This window comes from Pseudomonas sp. TCU-HL1 (assembly GCF_001708505.1).
Lineage (GTDB): Bacteria > Pseudomonadota > Gammaproteobacteria > Pseudomonadales > Pseudomonadaceae > Metapseudomonas.
The window spans coordinates 3,250,532-3,266,045 of sequence record NZ_CP015992.1 but is presented as its reverse complement, the minus strand read 5'-3'; the positions used below and the strand labels follow the sequence as shown (position 1 = coordinate 3,266,045).

Below are 15,514 nucleotides of genomic sequence, written 5' to 3'. Positions count from 1 at the left end.
TACCAGTCAGAGGTCCAGGATTGCCCGGCACGCTTCCTGGAGCGCTTCAAGGCGAGCATCGAAATCGGCCCCTTCGCGATCCAGCTGATCAACACGACCACGCAACTTGCGCACCTCGGAAACGAGCCTGGGATAGTCCTGAAGCACATAACAGACTGCGTCCAGGTCCTCACGCCCAGGAGCGTACAAACGCGCGTCCTGGACGAGATTGGAGGGGATAACGAGGGGGATGGGCTTGCGCATAATCGCCATTACGTTACGCGAGGCCCGGAGGGCTACGCCAGTGTCCGGACCCCGCTCAACGTAACGCCTGAAATTATGCGAAGCCTTGGATTTCTCTTCCTGCCCGTTCCTCGCGAGCCTTCAAGCAGCATTCAGCGTGCTGAACACGCCAGCCGCCAGCGATTCGCTCGAAATGCCCGGCGCCCTTCGGGACCAGCAAGCCGCAGCGATAACAGGTACCAGGGAAACGGTTTCTCATGACGACATCAACACCTCGCCGTCTTCGTCCGTCAGTTCCCACCAGGAACAAAACGCCTCGATCGACTGGAGCCGTAGACAGGCGTGGAACTGGGTTTCCACCTCTTCCTCGTGCTCATGACCAGGATCATCGACAAGCTCGTAGCTCAGGATCATACGGAACTCCAATTATGCGAAGCCATAGGAGGTGACGGCGGAGCCGTTCCCCGTGGTTTTTGAAGGTGGTAACCGGCGATGGCGAGCTGGCGACGCTGCGGGCTGTTCGGAAGGAACGATCCAGACCGTCGCCCCTGCCTACCGTGATCGGGTCCCTCCCGCAAGCGGGAGCCCTCCCAATCACGTTAGTCCGCGACGCCGGCCGTTGTCACTTTCGAGGCCAGGCCGGTGGTCGGCAGGTCGGCAACGACGAACCCTACGTCAAAGCCCTTGTAGGTCAGGCTAACAACCGTATCGGACTCATAGGCCACTTCATAGCCGGCGGTACGGAGATCATCGAACGACACGCGACGGATCGGCTGGCCGTTCTGCGCGATGGTCACATAGCCACCCAGGAACTCTTCCTCAACACCATTGCGGAAGCGCTTGCCCTTGAGCAGCGCCTGGAGATGCATCGACAGACCCTGGTACGGATGCAGCTTCTGCTCAGGCCCACGAGGCTGAGCAACTTCGCCAGGTACAGGCGAAGGCGCAACTACCGGCGTCGGCTCCTGGTGCTCGACCTGGACTGGCTTTGCCTTAGGTGCCGGAGGAACTTTCTTTTCATCATCTTTAGTAGCCTGATAAATAACGAAGCAAAAGAAGAAGAGAAAACAAAGTGCAGCCCCCTTAAACGGCCAACGCTTCCAGATCGGAATAATGTCATTGGCATCCAGCTCCTGGGCGGCGGCACTTGACCTCGTATGCGACTTGTAAAGCGCGAAGTACTTCTTCTCATATTTACGATCCGTAGTGTTGACGACATCACCGCGCAATCCGTCCTGGACCTTGCGGATATACCGATTAGAAAAGCCAAACGCCGTAGCCTTCTTGCAGCGATAAACAACCTGAACTAGGTCACGAATCGCCTTATTGATCTTGCCGTAACTCTGCGTAATCAGAAGTACGTCGGCCAGTTCGTGACGGTGCAGGGAGAACCATTCCTCAACGCGCACTTGCTCCTTCGGGTCAGGCCCGCGAAGCGGGATTGCAAGATGGCATTCATCGACCACATACAAAGGACCAACACCCGTCACAGGATGGCGCCACGTATCACCGTAATGATCCAGGCGACTAAAAGGCCGCACAAGTTCGCCATCTATCAATTGAGGCTGACGAATCTCGATTAATTTCGTGCAGCCCGGCCAATAACTCTCCCAAACGTCCAGGGCGAGCGGCAAGTTAGTAATCACTCGCCTCCCCTGCTCCACCACGGCCGGTATTACATGAAACGCCACGGACTCATAAGATTTGCCGCCACCTGGTTGACCCAGCATCAGGTTAATCATGATCAGGACCCCCAGCGAACGAACGGGATAGTTTGCAGCAAGAAACGGACTACCAGGGCGGCGACAATCATCGTCAGTGCCTGAGTAAGGCCAATAACGCCGAGCATATTCACAACATCAGGCGGGAGCATGCCGTAATACGTCTGAGGATTAAACGGAACATCAATAGTAGATAGCGCAGAAGAAGCCAGCCCCAATACGCTCTCTAGGACCCAGCATGCGAGATCAGTAACGATATTCCACAAATCATCAAAAACGCGCTTGACCACTGCCAGCAGCCAACTGGCAACCGCCGAAATCTTGGCCAGCAACGCGGTGAAGAACTGAAATATGGCTCCCATATCAGCCTCCAAACATAATGTAGCGACAAGCGAACGCCGCAGTTACCAGGAAGATGCTTTTAACAAAGTCGAATACATAACAGATGCTTTGAAACGGAATAGTACCGAAGTTAGCCATAGCGCCTATGGCGAAATTCATAGACCAAGTTGGGCAAGTCCCAGAGAAGCTAGGAACAAACGAGTGCAGAAATGAAATGAATTCACTGTTTTCAAAGTCAGACTTCGCCTCACTCCAAACGCCCTGGAATCCGTCAGGATATTTTTGTTCGTAAAATGGGGTTACCTCAGGAAGCTCGGAATCATCAAACGTATATTGCTCTTCCGGCTCAGATTCAGTATCGGGAGGAACTTCTTGCGGCGCACTTGTATCCTGAGAAGTCTCGGTGGAAACCAGCTGACCATCCTGAGTCACCGTTGAGGTGGTAGTAGAACCCGTATCGAAATAATTCGGTCCATAAGTGAAGTTGTACTGCGTCGAGTTGTTTGTTACCTGGGTACCGGTAGAACCGTCCGGCTTAAGGTAAGTTTTCGTGCTCGACCAGGAAGGCCCCACCGCCGTGGCAGGCCCAGAGAAACTCAGCGTAGAAGTCGCCTTATAGCAGGCCGCTGGATCAGCATCCTGCTCACAAACAAACTTCTGATACTGCAACCAATCCGACGCAGGACGCCCAGCGGTATAGGTGTCCAAGGCGCTGTAATCAGCTTCAGCAAGATCAGTCTTGGTCGTCTTGATATCCGAGACCGAAATAGCCTTGGCGCCCGAAGACGGCCAAATACCCGAGGGATACCACGAATAACCCAACCCCGAAGCCGTACAGTTATTCACGTGCTGACTAAAGTCTGCCGGCCGGCCACTGCCGCCGTTTTGAACTGGCGTGAAAACGCCGACCGCATACAGCACACCGCCAAAGGTGGTCACAGTGATCTTGTCGAGCGTCTGCGACGCGGGATAAATCTGGCAAATGTTTAACGGGTTAAACGTGCCTTCACCAGATACCGGCATGTTCTGATAAGTCTTTGCCTGCTTTTGCAACTTTGTATTATCGTCGCTCATGACCCAACCCACCCCCGCGACCGCCGCCGTCACCGCCGCATTCAAAGCCAATGAAGCTGGATTAGTTTTAACGATGTTCTTAAGGCGCGTAACAATGGGAGCCTTAGGAACTACCGCCTTAGGCGTAACCTTAACTCGCGTAATTGAACCATCAGGCCCATTACCTGGAAGAGCTTGACTCGGACCATAAGGAAACTGAGGAGTACCAACAGTAGAGGCGGCAGGACGAACTGTAGGCGATGGAGAATCCCCTGCACTAAAACGAGAGCCCGATACAACATCGTAATAAGTGTCGGCGCCAAAATAAGCCAGTTCACCATTTGGCGTTTGGAAGCTTGGAGTATGCGCAGTCTTACCAACTTGCTGCGCTGTAGTTTTGATCGGTGCACGAACGGCCGCCGAAACAGGGAGAGAGAAAACAAACAGCGCTAAAAGCGCTGCTGTATGCCGAGAACAAATGCCCATCCGCCTATTACTCCACCGATAAACACCAGCGAGTAAGCGAGCATGGCTATATCCGCCGGAGAAATCGCTAATTGTTCCATTAGGGTTTAGAGGGGATATTGCTATCCCCTCCCCTGGCCTTAGGCCATTTTGACGCCGCGTTTGCCGAGGCCGATCGCCTTGAAAGCCATGGTGATACCGATGATCAGAACACCGGTAGCGCCCACCCAAGCGGCAACATCAGTCAGGTCTACGGAAGCGAAAATCTCAGCCATGTTGTTTCTCCATTACAGTTTTTTAATGACGCCAATTGCGACGCCGATTTTCATGCCCATCGCCCAGCAAGTGACCGTGAGCAAGAATCCTGCGGTATACACGGTCGTTAAACCCTCTACCGTCAAAGTTGTTAGAGACTCCGGCATAGAGCCCCCGTTAGTTGATTAATCCGATTCCTCGGAGTTACAGAAGGGGCAAAGTTGCTCGCCGTCTTCCACCAGGATGCCGGGATCGTCCTCTTCGAACTCTTCCCCGCAGTCATCGCACTCAAGGCTCATAGTTAGCCCTGCGCAGCTTTTGGAGCGGTAGAAGTCGGAGCCGGACGGATATCCGAAGAAACACGACGGCCCTGACGTGGATCGAGGTCGAACACTACGCGTCCATCTTTAACTTCGCCCTTGAGAGGGACTTCATAGTCCCCAGTCGGCAGCACTTCTTGTTCGTAGGCAGTAGTAGGAGAACTTCTGCGGGAAGTCGCAGCCCGGAAGATGGGCGTAGGCTTCTGCCATGGTATAAGGCTTGCCCGCACCAGAAGTACCGCTACGGAAGGTGCAGGAACAGTGATGGAGACTTCACGAATACATTGGACATAGTTTGCTCCAGGAAGAGTAGGAGTTTGGAAGTTCAAAGGCGTCGCCCAGGAAAGGGGCGCCACTACTGCGCGAAGCGACAAGTTGCCACTTCTTTTCTTTCGCGAGTTGAACGCGATCAGAAAGAATTTCAGCCGGAGTCCTGGACTCGACGACCGGATAGCCTCGGCAATAACACTGCCGGTAACTTCCATTTTGCGAATCTTGCCTTGCATCACAGACCGAGAGTCGATCTTTCCGCCAAAATAGTTGTCAAACATGCTCTTCATGCTTGCGCCCTCCTGGTGGAGAAATGAACAAGATTCTTTTCAAAGAAGAAAGACGGAATAGCCGCTGGCTTAGCTTCCAGGACGCGAATCATCGGAATAACGTTCGTGTCATCGCGTCGATCGCACCTGATATTGATATCAATACCAGCGAGAGAAGTTCTTTGCGATGGCGGTAATACGTAGGCTTCGAAAGCATGCTGAATAAGTCATGGCCTTTGCTTCCAAAGAACGTACGTAGCGCGAAGCTTATTCGGCAACTCAAGAGTTGCTGGCTGTTAAGTTCAATTTGCTCAGACATATCAAGTTCCCCAATAAAATGGCGGTACTGAGCCCATAGAGCCGCCGGGGTGAGTTTGTGACCGTATTCCAGGTCGAGCGCCCTTAAGCTTCTTCGACAGCAACCGAAGTTCAACACGAAGCTTGTTATCGATGAATTCGTGAATCTCAGGAATTGAATGGAACTCTTCGGCCAACTTGTGAGAGCCCTTTCCCGTAATCTCGTCAGCCTTGCAATAACAGGTAATACGCCAATGCGTACTACCCTTGCCAAATATCAGAGTTCCGCGATCATGAACGGGCCGTCCATGCCGAGACTTGCACTTGAACTCACCAGCTCGCAACCAGGAGCGAACATCCGACCTACTTGAAGTTCAAACATGCGGTTATAGTCGATGCGGGTAACGCCGGTACTGCCCTGCCCTAACTTTCTGACGTTCAAAGTCAGTAGGCTCAAGTTGAAATATCCCGCAGACCCTGGCGAAAACATCCCAAACGAGAGCGAGCAAGTCATCCGAACCAACAGGTTGTGGCCTTGAAGCCACTTGGAAGGGTTTCCATCGATATAGAGGTGAGTTGCATTGCCTTTGCCGTCCCCGCCTACGCTACGAACATGCATCGACGACTCATGCGAGCCGCGAACTTGCATCTTGCGAGGGGTCTCCCAGGCAATCGTTCCGTCCGCTTCGATGCAGACCACCGCCCCAGCCTGGAGGGGCGAATGGTTCAGCTCGATGAACAGCGACGTCCAGTCAATCATCCCTGCACCTGAGTTTCTCAGAAATTAGATTCCGGTGCGGAAATTAGATTCTTAGAATCTCAATGTCAAGGCTCTGAGAAAATCAGGCTACGATAGAAAGCGCCAAGCACTTGACGCACAAGGAAAACATGCCAACCAAACACATCGACGATGCAACGTGGCGGAAGGTCGAGAAAGAGACCGTCAAAGCCGTCATCCACCTCCAGGCATCGGTCAAAGACACCGAGGTTCTACGCTGGCTGATCCTCAAGGGCCTTGAGGAAATGACCCCAGAGGACCTGGAGCGCTTCCACAAAAAAAGGGACTAGCAGCCCCCGCAATAGGTCGTCGCCGGAGCAGGCAAAGAACGACCAGGAGGGTGGAAGCAAGGAAGCGATAAAGCGTCGATGAAGTAAAAAAATGAGACAAAAGTCGGGTATTACCAGTACCCCGACTTTCCCGGCCCACCCAGCGCGCCGGAAACACACCTAAAGCACGCCAGGAAAGGGCCTAGAAATGGGAATGCAGGACAGGGAGTGGTATCGGCAGGAACAGCGGGAAAAGCGCCAGAAAAGCGAATCAAGGCCACCGCTGCCGCTTGAAAACCCCAAGAAGTCACCAAGGCTGAACCTGACCACACCGATATTCCTGGTGCTCGCTAGCGCAATGCTGGCCGCGATCTTGTGGCTGTAAAAGTCTGCACGACCATCGCGCCGCCCCAGCTGGGCTAGACGGGCGAGTCGTTCCTCGGAAGGTTGAAGACCTGCAATTGGCCTCCCCGGCGTGCGATGTGTAACGCCGCTGCGAGCAACTGAGGGTGATCATGGCGCGAGGTGGGTCCGGCGCGGCGGAGGCCTAGGGGGTCGCGGACGTGCACCGAGGGCGGGGAAATGGTCCCAGAATCTCTTCCAGGACCGCGGCGCCGGCGAGGGTTTTGGTACCTATTTGATCCAGAGCCCATAACGGACTGCCAACACCAAGCAGGAAGCAGCGATCAGGCAGCCACCAAAATCAAGAACGCATCGATAACTCCCATCAGGAACGCCCCTGCCCGTTCAACCGGGCCAAAAGTGATCCATGGTCTCGCCAACCTGAGGAGTCAGCTTGGTTCGGTACCAAAATCATCCGCTGCAGGAGCCGGCCGGCGCCGAGCTGGTGACGATTCTGGTACCGAATCGTTGAGCAAGTCGCCCTGCCCTGTCGCTTCCAGGAGGAGGATGGCAGCAGATCGGGCGCCTTCAGGTCTGATCACGGACGGCCACCAGCTCTTCCAGGCGGGCAATCTCGCGCTTCTGCCACTCAACGGTTTTGACCAGGAAGTCGTATTCAGCGGCAGCCTTGGGCGTATGCCTTGAACCGGTGGACGAGCCGGTCTGACGTTTCAGCTTTTCGACGAAGGCATCGTCGGGCATCCGGGATCTTGATCAGCATCTTCAACTCTCCATTTGGTACCAATTGCGAGATCCAGGGCATGACCTGGTCAGCCAAAAAGGTACCAATACCCATCGAGAGTCGCAATAGCTTGGGTACCAAACTTTCAACAGGTGCAGATCCTCGAGGTCGAAAATGGTACCAGTCAGAGGTCCAGGATTGCCCGGCACGCTTCCTGGAGCGCTTCAAGGCGAGCATCGAAATCGGCCCCTTCGGATCCAGCTGATCAACACGACCACGCAACTTGCGCACCTCGGTAAACGAGCCTGGGATAGTCCTGAAGCACATAACAGACTGCGTCCAGGTCCTCACGCCCAGGAGCGTACAAACGCGCGTCCTGGACGAGATTGGAGGGGATAACGAGGGGATGGGCTTGCGCATAATCGCCCATTACGTTACGCGAGGCCCGGAGGGCTACGCCAGTGTCCGGACCCCGCTCAACGTAACGCCTGAAATTATGCGAAGCCTTGGATTTCTCTTCCTGCCCGTTCCTCGCGAGCCTTCAAGCAGCATTCAGCGTGCTGAACACGCCAGCCGCCAGCGATTCGCTCGAAATGCCCGGCGCCCTTCGGGACCAGCAAGCCGCAGCGATAACAGGTACCAGGGAAACGGTTTCTCATGACGACATCAACACCTCGCCGTCTTCGTCCGTCAGTTCCCACCAGGAACAAAACGCCTCGATCGACTGGAGCCGTAGACAGGCGTGGAACTGGGTTTCCACCTCTTCCTCGTGCTCATGACCAGGATCATCGACAAGCTCGTAGCTCAGGATCATACGGAACTCCAATTATGCGAAGCCATAGGAGGTGACGGCGGAGCCGTTCCCCGTGGTTTTTGAAGGTGGTAACCGGCGATGGCGAGCTGGCGACGCTGCGGGCTGTTCGGAAGGAACGATCCAGACCGTCGCCCCTGCCTACCGTGATCGGGTCCCTCCCGCAAGCGGGAGCCCTCCCAATCACGTTAGTCCGCGACGCCGGCCGTTGTCACTTTCGAGGCCAGGCCGGTGGTCGGCAGGTCGGCAACGACGAACCCTACGTCAAAGCCCTTGTAGGTCAGGCTAACAACCGTATCGGACTCATAGGCCACTTCATAGCCGGCGGTACGGAGATCATCGAACGACACGCGACGGATCGGCTGGCCGTTCTGCGCGATGGTCACATAGCCACCCAGGAACTCTTCCTCAACACCATTGCGGAAGCGCTTGCCCTTGAGCAGCGCCTGGAGATGCATCGACAGACCCTGGTACGGATGCAGCTTCTGCTCAGGCCCACGAGGCTGAGCAACTTCGCCAGGTACAGGCGAAGGCGCAACTACCGGCGTCGGCTCCTGGTGCTCGACCTGGACTGGCTTTGCCTTAGGTGCCGGAGGAACTTTCTTTTCATCATCTTTAGTAGCCTGATAAATAACGAAGCAAAAGAAGAAGAGAAAACAAAGTGCAGCCCCCTTAAACGGCCAACGCTTCCAGATCGGAATAATGTCATTGGCATCCAGCTCCTGGGCGGCGGCACTTGACCTCGTATGCGACTTGTAAAGCGCGAAGTACTTCTTCTCATATTTACGATCCGTAGTGTTGACGACATCACCGCGCAATCCGTCCTGGACCTTGCGGATATACCGATTAGAAAAGCCAAACGCCGTAGCCTTCTTGCAGCGATAAACAACCTGAACTAGGTCACGAATCGCCTTATTGATCTTGCCGTAACTCTGCGTAATCAGAAGTACGTCGGCCAGTTCGTGACGGTGCAGGGAGAACCATTCCTCAACGCGCACTTGCTCCTTCGGGTCAGGCCCGCGAAGCGGGATTGCAAGATGGCATTCATCGACCACATACAAAGGACCAACACCCGTCACAGGATGGCGCCACGTATCACCGTAATGATCCAGGCGACTAAAAGGCCGCACAAGTTCGCCATCTATCCAATTGAGGCTGACGAATCTCGATTAATTTCGTGCAGCCCGGCCAATAACTCTCCCAAACGTCCAGGGCGAGCGGCAAGTTAGTAATCACTCGCCTCCCCTGCTCCACCACGGCCGGTATTACATGAAACGCCACGGACTCATAAGATTTGCCGCCACCTGGTTGACCCAGCATCAGGTTAATCATGATCAGGACCCCCAGCGAACGAACGGGATAGTTTGCAGCAAGAAACGACTACCAGGGCGGCGACAATCATCGTCAGTGCCTGAGTAAGGCCAATAACGCCGAGCATATTCACAACATCAGGCGGGAGCATGCCGTAATACGTCTGAGGATTAAACGGAACATCAATAGTAGATAGCGCAGAAGAAGCCAGCCCCAATACGCTCTCTAGGACCCCAGCATGCGAGATCAGTAACGATATTCCACAAATCATCAAAAAACGCGCTTGACCACTGCCAGCAGCCAACTGGCAACCGCCGAAATCTTGGCCAGCAACGCGGTGAAGAACTGAAATATGGCTCCCATATCAGCCTCCAAACATAATGTAGCGACAAGCGAACGCCGCAGTTACCAGGAAGATGCTTTTAACAAAGTCGAATACATAACAGATGCTTTGAAACGGAATAGTACCGAAGTTAGCCATAGCGCCTATGGCGAAATTCATAGACCAAGTTGGGCAAGTCCCAGAGAAGCTAGGAACAAACGAGTGCAGAAATGAAATGAATTCACTGTTTTCAAAGTCAGACTTCGCCTCACTCCAAACGCCCTGGAATCCGTCAGGATATTTTTGTTCGTAAAATGGGTTACCTCAGGAAGCTCGGAATCATCAAACGTATATTGCTCTTCCGGCTCAGATTCAGTATCGGGAGGAACTTCTTGCGGCGCACTTGTATCCTGAGAAGTCTCGGTGGAAACCAGCTGACCATCCTGAGTCACCGTTGAGGTGGTAGTAGAACCCGTATCGAAATAATTCGGTCCATAAGTGAAGTTGTACTGCGTCGAGTTGTTTGTTACCTGGGTACCGGTAGAACCGTCCGGCTTAAGGTAAGTTTTCGTGCTCGACCAGGAAGGCCCCACCGCCGTGGCAGGCCCAGAGAAACTCAGCGTAGAAGTCGCCTTATAGCAGGCCGCTGGATCAGCATCCTGCTCACAAACAAACTTCTGATACTGCAACCAATCCGACGCAGGACGCCCAGCGGTATAGGTGTCCAAGGCGCTGTAATCAGCTTCAGCAAGATCAGTCTTGGTCGTCTTGATATCCGAGACCGAAATAGCCTTGGCGCCCGAAGACGGCCAAATACCCGAGGGATACCACGAATAACCCAACCCCGAAGCCGTACAGTTATTCACGTGCTGACTAAAGTCTGCCGGCCGGCCACTGCCGCCGTTTTGAACTGGCGTGAAAACGCCGACCGCATACAGCACACCGCCAAAGGTGGTCACAGTGATCTTGTCGAGCGTCTGCGACGCGGGATAAATCTGGCAAATGTTTAACGGGTTAAACGTGCCTTCACCAGATACCGGCATGTTCTGATAAGTCTTTGCCTGCTTTTGCAACTTTGTATTATCGTCGCTCATGACCCAACCCACCCCCGCGACCGCCGCCGTCACCGCCGCATTCAAAGCCAATGAAGCTGGATTAGTTTTAACGATGTTCTTAAGGCGCGTAACAATGGGAGCCTTAGGAACTACCGCCTTAGGCGTAACCTTAACTCGCGTAATTGAACCATCAGGCCCATTACCTGGAAGAGCTTGACTCGGACCATAAGGAAACTGAGGAGTACCAACAGTAGAGGCGGCAGGACGAACTGTAGGCGATGGAGAATCCCCTGCACTAAAACGAGAGCCCGATACAACATCGTAATAAGTGTCGGCGCCAAAATAAGCCAGTTCACCATTTGGCGTTTGGAAGCTTGGAGTATGCGCAGTCTTACCAACTTGCTGCGCTGTAGTTTTGATCGGTGCACGAACGGCCGCCGAAACAGGGAGAGAGAAAACAAACAGCGCTAAAAGCGCTGCTGTATGCCGAGAACAAATGCCCATCCGCCTATTACTCCACCGATAAACACCAGCGAGTAAGCGAGCATGGCTATATCCGCCGGAGAAATCGCTAATTGTTCCATTAGGGTTTAGAGGGGATATTGCTATCCCCTCCCCTGGCCTTAGGCCATTTTGACGCCGCGTTTGCCGAGGCCGATCGCCTTGAAAGCCATGGTGATACCGATGATCAGAACACCGGTAGCGCCCACCCAAGCGGCAACATCAGTCAGGTCTACGGAAGCGAAAATCTCAGCCATGTTGTTTCTCCATTACAGTTTTTTAATGACGCCAATTGCGACGCCGATTTTCATGCCCATCGCCCAGCAAGTGACCGTGAGCAAGAATCCTGCGGTATACACGGTCGTTAAACCCTCTACCGTCAAAGTTGTTAGAGACTCCGGCATAGAGCCCCCGTTAGTTGATTAATCCGATTCCTCGGAGTTACAGAAGGGGCAAAGTTGCTCGCCGTCTTCCACCAGGATGCCGGGATCGTCCTCTTCGAACTCTTCCCCGCAGTCATCGCACTCAAGGCTCATAGTTAGCCCTGCGCAGCTTTTGGAGCGGTAGAAGTCGGAGCCGGACGGATATCCGAAGAAACACGACGGCCCTGACGTGGATCGAGGTCGAACACTACGCGTCCATCTTTAACTTCGCCCTTGAGAGGGACTTCATAGTCCCCAGTCGGCAGCACTTCTTGTTCGCTACGGCAGTAGTAGGAGAACTTCTGCGGGAAGTCGCAGCCCGGAAGATGGGCGTAGGCTTCTGCCATGGTATAAGGCTTGCCCGCACCAGAAGTACCGCTACGGAAGGTGCAGGAAGCAGTGATGGAGACTTTCACGAATACATTGGACATAGTTTGCTCCAGGAAGAGTTAGGAGTTTGGAAGTTCAAAGGCGTCGCCCAGGAAAGGGGCGCCACTACTGCGCGAAGCGACAAGTTGCCACTTCTTTTCTTTCGCGAGTTGAACGCGATCAGAAAGAATTTCAGCCGGAGTCCTGGACTCGACGACCCGGATAGCCTCGGCAATAACACTGCCGGTAACTTCCATTTTGCGAATCTTGCCTTGCATCACAGACCGAGAGTCGATCTTTCCGCCAAAATAGTTGTCAAACATGCTCTTCATGCTTGCGCCCTCCTGGTGGAGAAATGAACAAGATTCTTTTCAAAGAAGAAAGACGGAATAGCCGCTGGCTTAGCTTCCAGGACGCGAATCATCGGAATAACGTTCGTGTCATCGCGTCGATCGCACCTGATATTGATATCAATACCCAGCGAGAGAAGTTCTTTGCGATGGCGGTAATACGTAGGCTTCGAAAGCATGCTGAATAAGTCATGGCCTTGCTTCCAAAGAACGTACGTAGCGCGAAGCTTATTCGGCAACTCAAGAAGTTGCTGGCTGTTAAGTTCAATTTGCTCAGACATATCAAGTTCCCCAATAAAATGGCGGTACTGAGCCCATAGAGCCGCCGGGGTGAGTTTGTGACCGTATTCCAGGTCGAGCGCCTTAAGCTTCTTCGACAGCAACCGAAGTTCAACACGAAGCTTGTTATCGATGAATTCGTGAATCTCAGGAATTGAATGGAACTCTTCGGCCAACTTGTGAGAGCCCTTTCCCGTAATCTCGTCAGCCTTGCAATAACAGGTAATACGCCAATGCGTACTACCCTTGCCAAATATCAGAGTTCCGCGATCATGAACGGGCCGTCCATGCCGAGACTTGCACTTGAACTCACCAGCTCGCAACCAGGAGCGAACATCCGACCTACTTGGAAGTTCAAACATGCGGTTATAGTCGATGCGGGTAACGCGGTACTGCCCTGCCCTAACTTTCTGACGTTCAAAGTCAGTAGGCTCAAGTTGAAATATCCCGCAGACCCTGGCGAAAACATCCCAAACGAGAGCGAGCAAGTCATCCGAACCAACAAGGTTGTGGCCTTGAAGCCACTTGGAAGGGTTTCCATCGATATAGAGGTGAGTTGCATTGCCTTTGCCGTCCCCGCCTACGCTACGAACATGCATCGACGACTCATGCGAGCCGCGAACTTGCATCTTGCGAGGGGTCTCCCAGGCAATCGTTCCGTCCGCTTCGATGCAGACCACCGCCCCAGCCTGGAGGGGCGAATGGTTCAGCTCGATGAACAGCGACGTCCAGTCAATCATCCCTGCACCTGAGTTTCTCAGAAATTAGATTCCGGTGCGGAAATTAGATTCTTAGAATCTCAATGTCAAGGCTCTGAGAAAATCAGGCTACGATAGAAAGCGCCAAGCACTTGACGCACAAGGAAAACATGCCAACCAAACACATCGACGATGCAACGTGGCGGAAGGTCGAGAAAGAGACCGTCAAAGCCGTCATCCACCTCCAGGCATCGGTCAAAGACACCGAGGTTCTACGCTGGCTGATCCTCAAGGGCCTTGAGGAAATGACCCCAGAGGACCTGGAGCGCTTCCACAAAAAAAGGGACTAGCAGCCCCCGCAATAGGTCGTCGCCGGAGCAGGCAAAGAACGACCAGGAGGGTGGAAGCAAGGAAGCGATAAAGCGTCGATGAAGTAAAAAAATGAGACAAAAGTCGGGTATTACCAGTACCCGACTTTCCCGGCCCACCCAGCGCGCCGGAAACACACCTAAAGCACGCCAGGAAAGGGCCTAGAAATGGGAATGCAGGACAGGGAGTGGTATCGGCAGGAACAGCGGGAAAAGCGCCAGAAAAGCGAATCAAGGCCACCGCTGCCGCTTGAAACCCCAAAGAAGTCACCAAGGCTGAACCTGACCACACCGATATTCCTGGTGCTCGCTAGCGCAATGCTGGCCGCGATCTTGTGGCTGTAAAAGTCTGCACGACCATCGCGCCGCCCCAGCTGGGCTAGACGGGCGAGTCGTTCCTCGGAAGGTTGAAGACCTGCAATTGGCCTCCCCGGCGTGCGATGTGTAACGCCGCTGCGAGCAACTGAGGGTGATCATGGCGCGAGGTGGGTCCGGCGCGGCGGAGGCCTAGGGGGTCGCGGACGTGCACGAGGGCGGGAAATGGTCCCAGAATCTCTTCCAGGACCGCGGCGCCGGCGAGGGTTGGTACTATTTGATCAGAGCCATAGACGCCGAGGGACATGCCAGCCCATAAACGGACTGCCACCAGCAGGAAGCAGGATCAGCACCAAAAAATCAAGAACGCATCGATAACTCCCATCAGGAACGCCCCTGCCGGTTCAACCGGGCCAAAAAGTGATCCATGGTCTCGCCAACCTGAGGAGTCAGCTTGGTTTCGGTACCAAAATCATCCGCTGCAGGAGCCGGCCGGCGCCGAGCTGGTGACGATTCTGGTACCGAATCGTTGAGCAAGTCGCCCTGCCCTGTCGCTTCCAGGAGGAGGATGGCAGCAGATCGGGCGCCCTTCAGGGTCTGATCACGGACGGCCACCAGCTCTTCCAGGCGGGCAATCTCGCGCTTCTGCCACTCAACGGTTTTTGACCAGGAAGTCGTATTCAGCGGCAGCCTTGGCGTATGCCTTGGAACCGGTGGACGAGCCGGTCTGACGTTTCAGCTTTTCGACGAAGGCATCGTCGGCATCCGGGATCTTGATCAGCATCTTCAACTCTCCATTTGGTACCAATTGCGAGATCCAGGGCATGACCTGGTCAGCCAAAAAGGTACCAATACCCATCGAGAGTCGCAATAGCTTTGGTACCAAACTTTCAACCAGGTGCAGATCCTCGAGGTCGAAAATGGTACCAGTCAGAGGTCCAGGATTGCCCGGCACGCTTCCTGGAGCGCTTCAAGGCGAGCATCGAAATCGGCCCCTTCGCGATCCAGCTGATCAACACGACCACGCAACTTGCGCACCTCGGAAACGAGCCTGGGATAGTCCTGAAGCACATAACAGACTGCGTCCAGGTCCTCACGCCCAGGAGCGTACAAACGCGCGTCCTGGACGAGATTGGAGGGGATAACGAGGGGGGATGGGCTTGCGCATAATCGCCATTACGTTTACGAGCCGGCCAGTGTCCGGACCCCGCTCACGTAACGCCTGAAATTATGCGAAGCCTAGGGGAAAAAGAACGGGGCACCCATGGCCATAACGATCAAGACCGCCGCGAACACCGCCACGGCTACGATGGGATGATTCGCGCCACGGCGCAGCGCTTCTTCGAATTCCTTGTCAGTCATTGCATC

General features: G+C 54.2%; 23 protein-coding genes and 2 pseudogenes. 4 read left to right on the top strand and 21 right to left on the bottom strand.

Annotation, left to right across the window (positions count from 1 at the left end):
• Positions 1 to 6: 6 nt before the first annotated feature.
• The 9 genes and pseudogenes from THL1_RS15185 to THL1_RS30315 all read right to left on the bottom strand — a co-directional run bounded on the left by THL1_RS15185 (position 7) and on the right by THL1_RS30315 (position 5,974).
• Positions 7 to 243: a hypothetical protein gene (locus THL1_RS15185; protein ID WP_237234719.1), complete on the bottom strand. Its 237-nt coding sequence runs from the start codon at positions 241 to 243 to the stop codon at positions 7 to 9.
• A 234-nt stretch (positions 244 to 477) separates the two neighbouring features.
• Positions 478 to 636: a hypothetical protein gene (locus tag THL1_RS30145; protein WP_161490974.1), complete on the bottom strand. Its 159-nt coding sequence runs from the start codon at positions 634 to 636 to the stop codon at positions 478 to 480.
• 185 nt (positions 637 to 821) lie between these two features.
• Positions 822 to 1,964, bottom strand: coding sequence for a zonular occludens toxin domain-containing protein (locus THL1_RS15180; protein WP_083245896.1), 1,143 nt, complete (start codon positions 1,962 to 1,964; stop codon positions 822 to 824).
• 2 nt (positions 1,965 to 1,966) lie between these two features.
• Entirely contained in the window at positions 1,967 to 2,305 is a 339-nt protein-coding gene (locus tag THL1_RS15175; protein WP_069084022.1) for a DUF2523 family protein, read from the bottom strand.
• Between the two features lies 1 nt (position 2,306).
• Positions 2,307 to 3,824, bottom strand: coding sequence for a hypothetical protein (locus THL1_RS15170; RefSeq protein WP_145928307.1), 1,518 nt, complete (start codon positions 3,822 to 3,824; stop codon positions 2,307 to 2,309).
• Positions 3,825 to 3,943: 119 nt separating this feature from the next.
• Positions 3,944 to 4,078, bottom strand: coding sequence for a hypothetical protein (locus tag THL1_RS31020; protein WP_257784987.1), 135 nt, complete (start codon positions 4,076 to 4,078; stop codon positions 3,944 to 3,946).
• A gap of 281 nt (positions 4,079 to 4,359) precedes the next feature.
• Positions 4,360 to 4,938 carry a hypothetical protein gene (locus THL1_RS29705; protein ID WP_145928306.1) on the bottom strand — a complete coding sequence of 193 codons (579 nt, stop codon included), beginning with the start codon at positions 4,936 to 4,938 and terminating at the stop codon, positions 4,360 to 4,362.
• Positions 4,935 to 5,236 (bottom strand): annotated as a pseudogene (locus THL1_RS31365) (phage/plasmid replication protein, II/X family). Before THL1_RS31365 ends, THL1_RS29705 begins: the two are co-directional and overlap by 4 nt.
• Before the next feature lies 1 nt (position 5,237).
• Positions 5,238 to 5,974 (bottom strand): annotated as a pseudogene (locus THL1_RS30315) (phage/plasmid replication protein, II/X family).
• A 128-nt stretch (positions 5,975 to 6,102) separates the two neighbouring features.
• Here THL1_RS30315 and THL1_RS15155 point away from each other — a divergent pair.
• Both THL1_RS15155 and THL1_RS29700 read left to right on the top strand, forming a co-directional pair.
• On the top strand, positions 6,103 to 6,282 hold the full coding sequence (locus THL1_RS15155; RefSeq protein ID WP_023124247.1) for a hypothetical protein: 180 nt from the start codon (positions 6,103 to 6,105) through the stop codon (positions 6,280 to 6,282).
• 187 nt (positions 6,283 to 6,469) lie between these two features.
• Positions 6,470 to 6,646 (top strand): enoyl-CoA hydratase, encoded by a 177-nt coding sequence (locus THL1_RS29700; RefSeq protein ID WP_145928305.1) that lies wholly within the window; start codon positions 6,470 to 6,472, stop codon positions 6,644 to 6,646.
• 545 nt (positions 6,647 to 7,191) lie between these two features.
• On the opposite strand, the gene THL1_RS30140 is transcribed toward THL1_RS29700, so the two are convergent.
• From THL1_RS30140 to THL1_RS15120, 10 genes are all read right to left on the bottom strand, one after another.
• Entirely contained in the window at positions 7,192 to 7,365 is a 174-nt protein-coding gene (locus THL1_RS30140; RefSeq protein WP_161490975.1) for a hypothetical protein, read from the bottom strand.
• Between the two features lie 635 nt (positions 7,366 to 8,000).
• On the bottom strand, positions 8,001 to 8,159 hold the full coding sequence (locus THL1_RS30135) for a hypothetical protein (RefSeq protein ID WP_161490974.1): 159 nt from the start codon (positions 8,157 to 8,159) through the stop codon (positions 8,001 to 8,003).
• Between the two features lie 185 nt (positions 8,160 to 8,344).
• Positions 8,345 to 9,235 carry a zonular occludens toxin domain-containing protein gene (locus tag THL1_RS15150; RefSeq protein WP_250637538.1) on the bottom strand — a complete coding sequence of 297 codons (891 nt, stop codon included), beginning with the start codon at positions 9,233 to 9,235 and terminating at the stop codon, positions 8,345 to 8,347.
• 37 nt (positions 9,236 to 9,272) lie between these two features.
• Positions 9,273 to 9,476: a zonular occludens toxin domain-containing protein gene (locus tag THL1_RS30925; RefSeq protein ID WP_250637542.1), complete on the bottom strand. Its 204-nt coding sequence runs from the start codon at positions 9,474 to 9,476 to the stop codon at positions 9,273 to 9,275.
• A gap of 4 nt (positions 9,477 to 9,480) precedes the next feature.
• The gene (locus THL1_RS31360; protein ID WP_414703752.1) at positions 9,481 to 9,594 is read right to left on the bottom strand and encodes a hypothetical protein; all 114 of its coding nucleotides are present in this window, start codon (positions 9,592 to 9,594) and stop codon (positions 9,481 to 9,483) included.
• A gap of 371 nt (positions 9,595 to 9,965) precedes the next feature.
• Positions 9,966 to 11,348 (bottom strand): hypothetical protein, encoded by a 1,383-nt coding sequence (locus THL1_RS15140; RefSeq protein ID WP_145928304.1) that lies wholly within the window; start codon positions 11,346 to 11,348, stop codon positions 9,966 to 9,968.
• Between the two features lie 119 nt (positions 11,349 to 11,467).
• On the bottom strand, positions 11,468 to 11,602 hold the full coding sequence (locus THL1_RS31015; RefSeq protein ID WP_257784987.1) for a hypothetical protein: 135 nt from the start codon (positions 11,600 to 11,602) through the stop codon (positions 11,468 to 11,470).
• 281 nt (positions 11,603 to 11,883) lie between these two features.
• Positions 11,884 to 12,198 carry a hypothetical protein gene (locus tag THL1_RS15130; RefSeq protein WP_069084017.1) on the bottom strand — a complete coding sequence of 105 codons (315 nt, stop codon included), beginning with the start codon at positions 12,196 to 12,198 and terminating at the stop codon, positions 11,884 to 11,886.
• A gap of 18 nt (positions 12,199 to 12,216) precedes the next feature.
• Positions 12,217 to 12,468, bottom strand: a complete 252-nt coding sequence (locus THL1_RS15125) for a hypothetical protein (protein WP_069084016.1) — start codon at positions 12,466 to 12,468, stop codon at positions 12,217 to 12,219.
• Complete coding sequence (locus tag THL1_RS15120) at positions 12,465 to 13,505, bottom strand: phage/plasmid replication protein, II/X family (RefSeq protein WP_069084015.1); 1,041 nt, start codon at positions 13,503 to 13,505, stop codon at positions 12,465 to 12,467. The genes THL1_RS15125 and THL1_RS15120 overlap by 4 nt, the downstream gene beginning before the upstream one ends.
• A gap of 128 nt (positions 13,506 to 13,633) precedes the next feature.
• Between THL1_RS15120 and THL1_RS15115 the strand changes: the two genes are divergently transcribed.
• Both THL1_RS15115 and THL1_RS29695 read left to right on the top strand, forming a co-directional pair.
• Positions 13,634 to 13,813 carry a hypothetical protein gene (locus THL1_RS15115; protein ID WP_023124247.1) on the top strand — a complete coding sequence of 60 codons (180 nt, stop codon included), beginning with the start codon at positions 13,634 to 13,636 and terminating at the stop codon, positions 13,811 to 13,813.
• 186 nt (positions 13,814 to 13,999) lie between these two features.
• Positions 14,000 to 14,176: an enoyl-CoA hydratase gene (locus THL1_RS29695; RefSeq protein ID WP_145928303.1), complete on the top strand. Its 177-nt coding sequence runs from the start codon at positions 14,000 to 14,002 to the stop codon at positions 14,174 to 14,176.
• A 622-nt stretch (positions 14,177 to 14,798) separates the two neighbouring features.
• Here the strand turns inward: THL1_RS29695 and THL1_RS31010 are convergent.
• Together THL1_RS31010 and THL1_RS31005 are read right to left on the bottom strand one after the other, a co-directional pair.
• Positions 14,799 to 14,930, bottom strand: coding sequence for a hypothetical protein (locus tag THL1_RS31010; RefSeq protein ID WP_257784986.1), 132 nt, complete (start codon positions 14,928 to 14,930; stop codon positions 14,799 to 14,801).
• Positions 14,931 to 15,385: 455 nt separating this feature from the next.
• Positions 15,386 to 15,508, bottom strand: a complete 123-nt coding sequence (locus THL1_RS31005; protein WP_257784985.1) for a hypothetical protein — start codon at positions 15,506 to 15,508, stop codon at positions 15,386 to 15,388.
• Between the last annotated feature and the right edge of the window lie 6 nt (positions 15,509 to 15,514).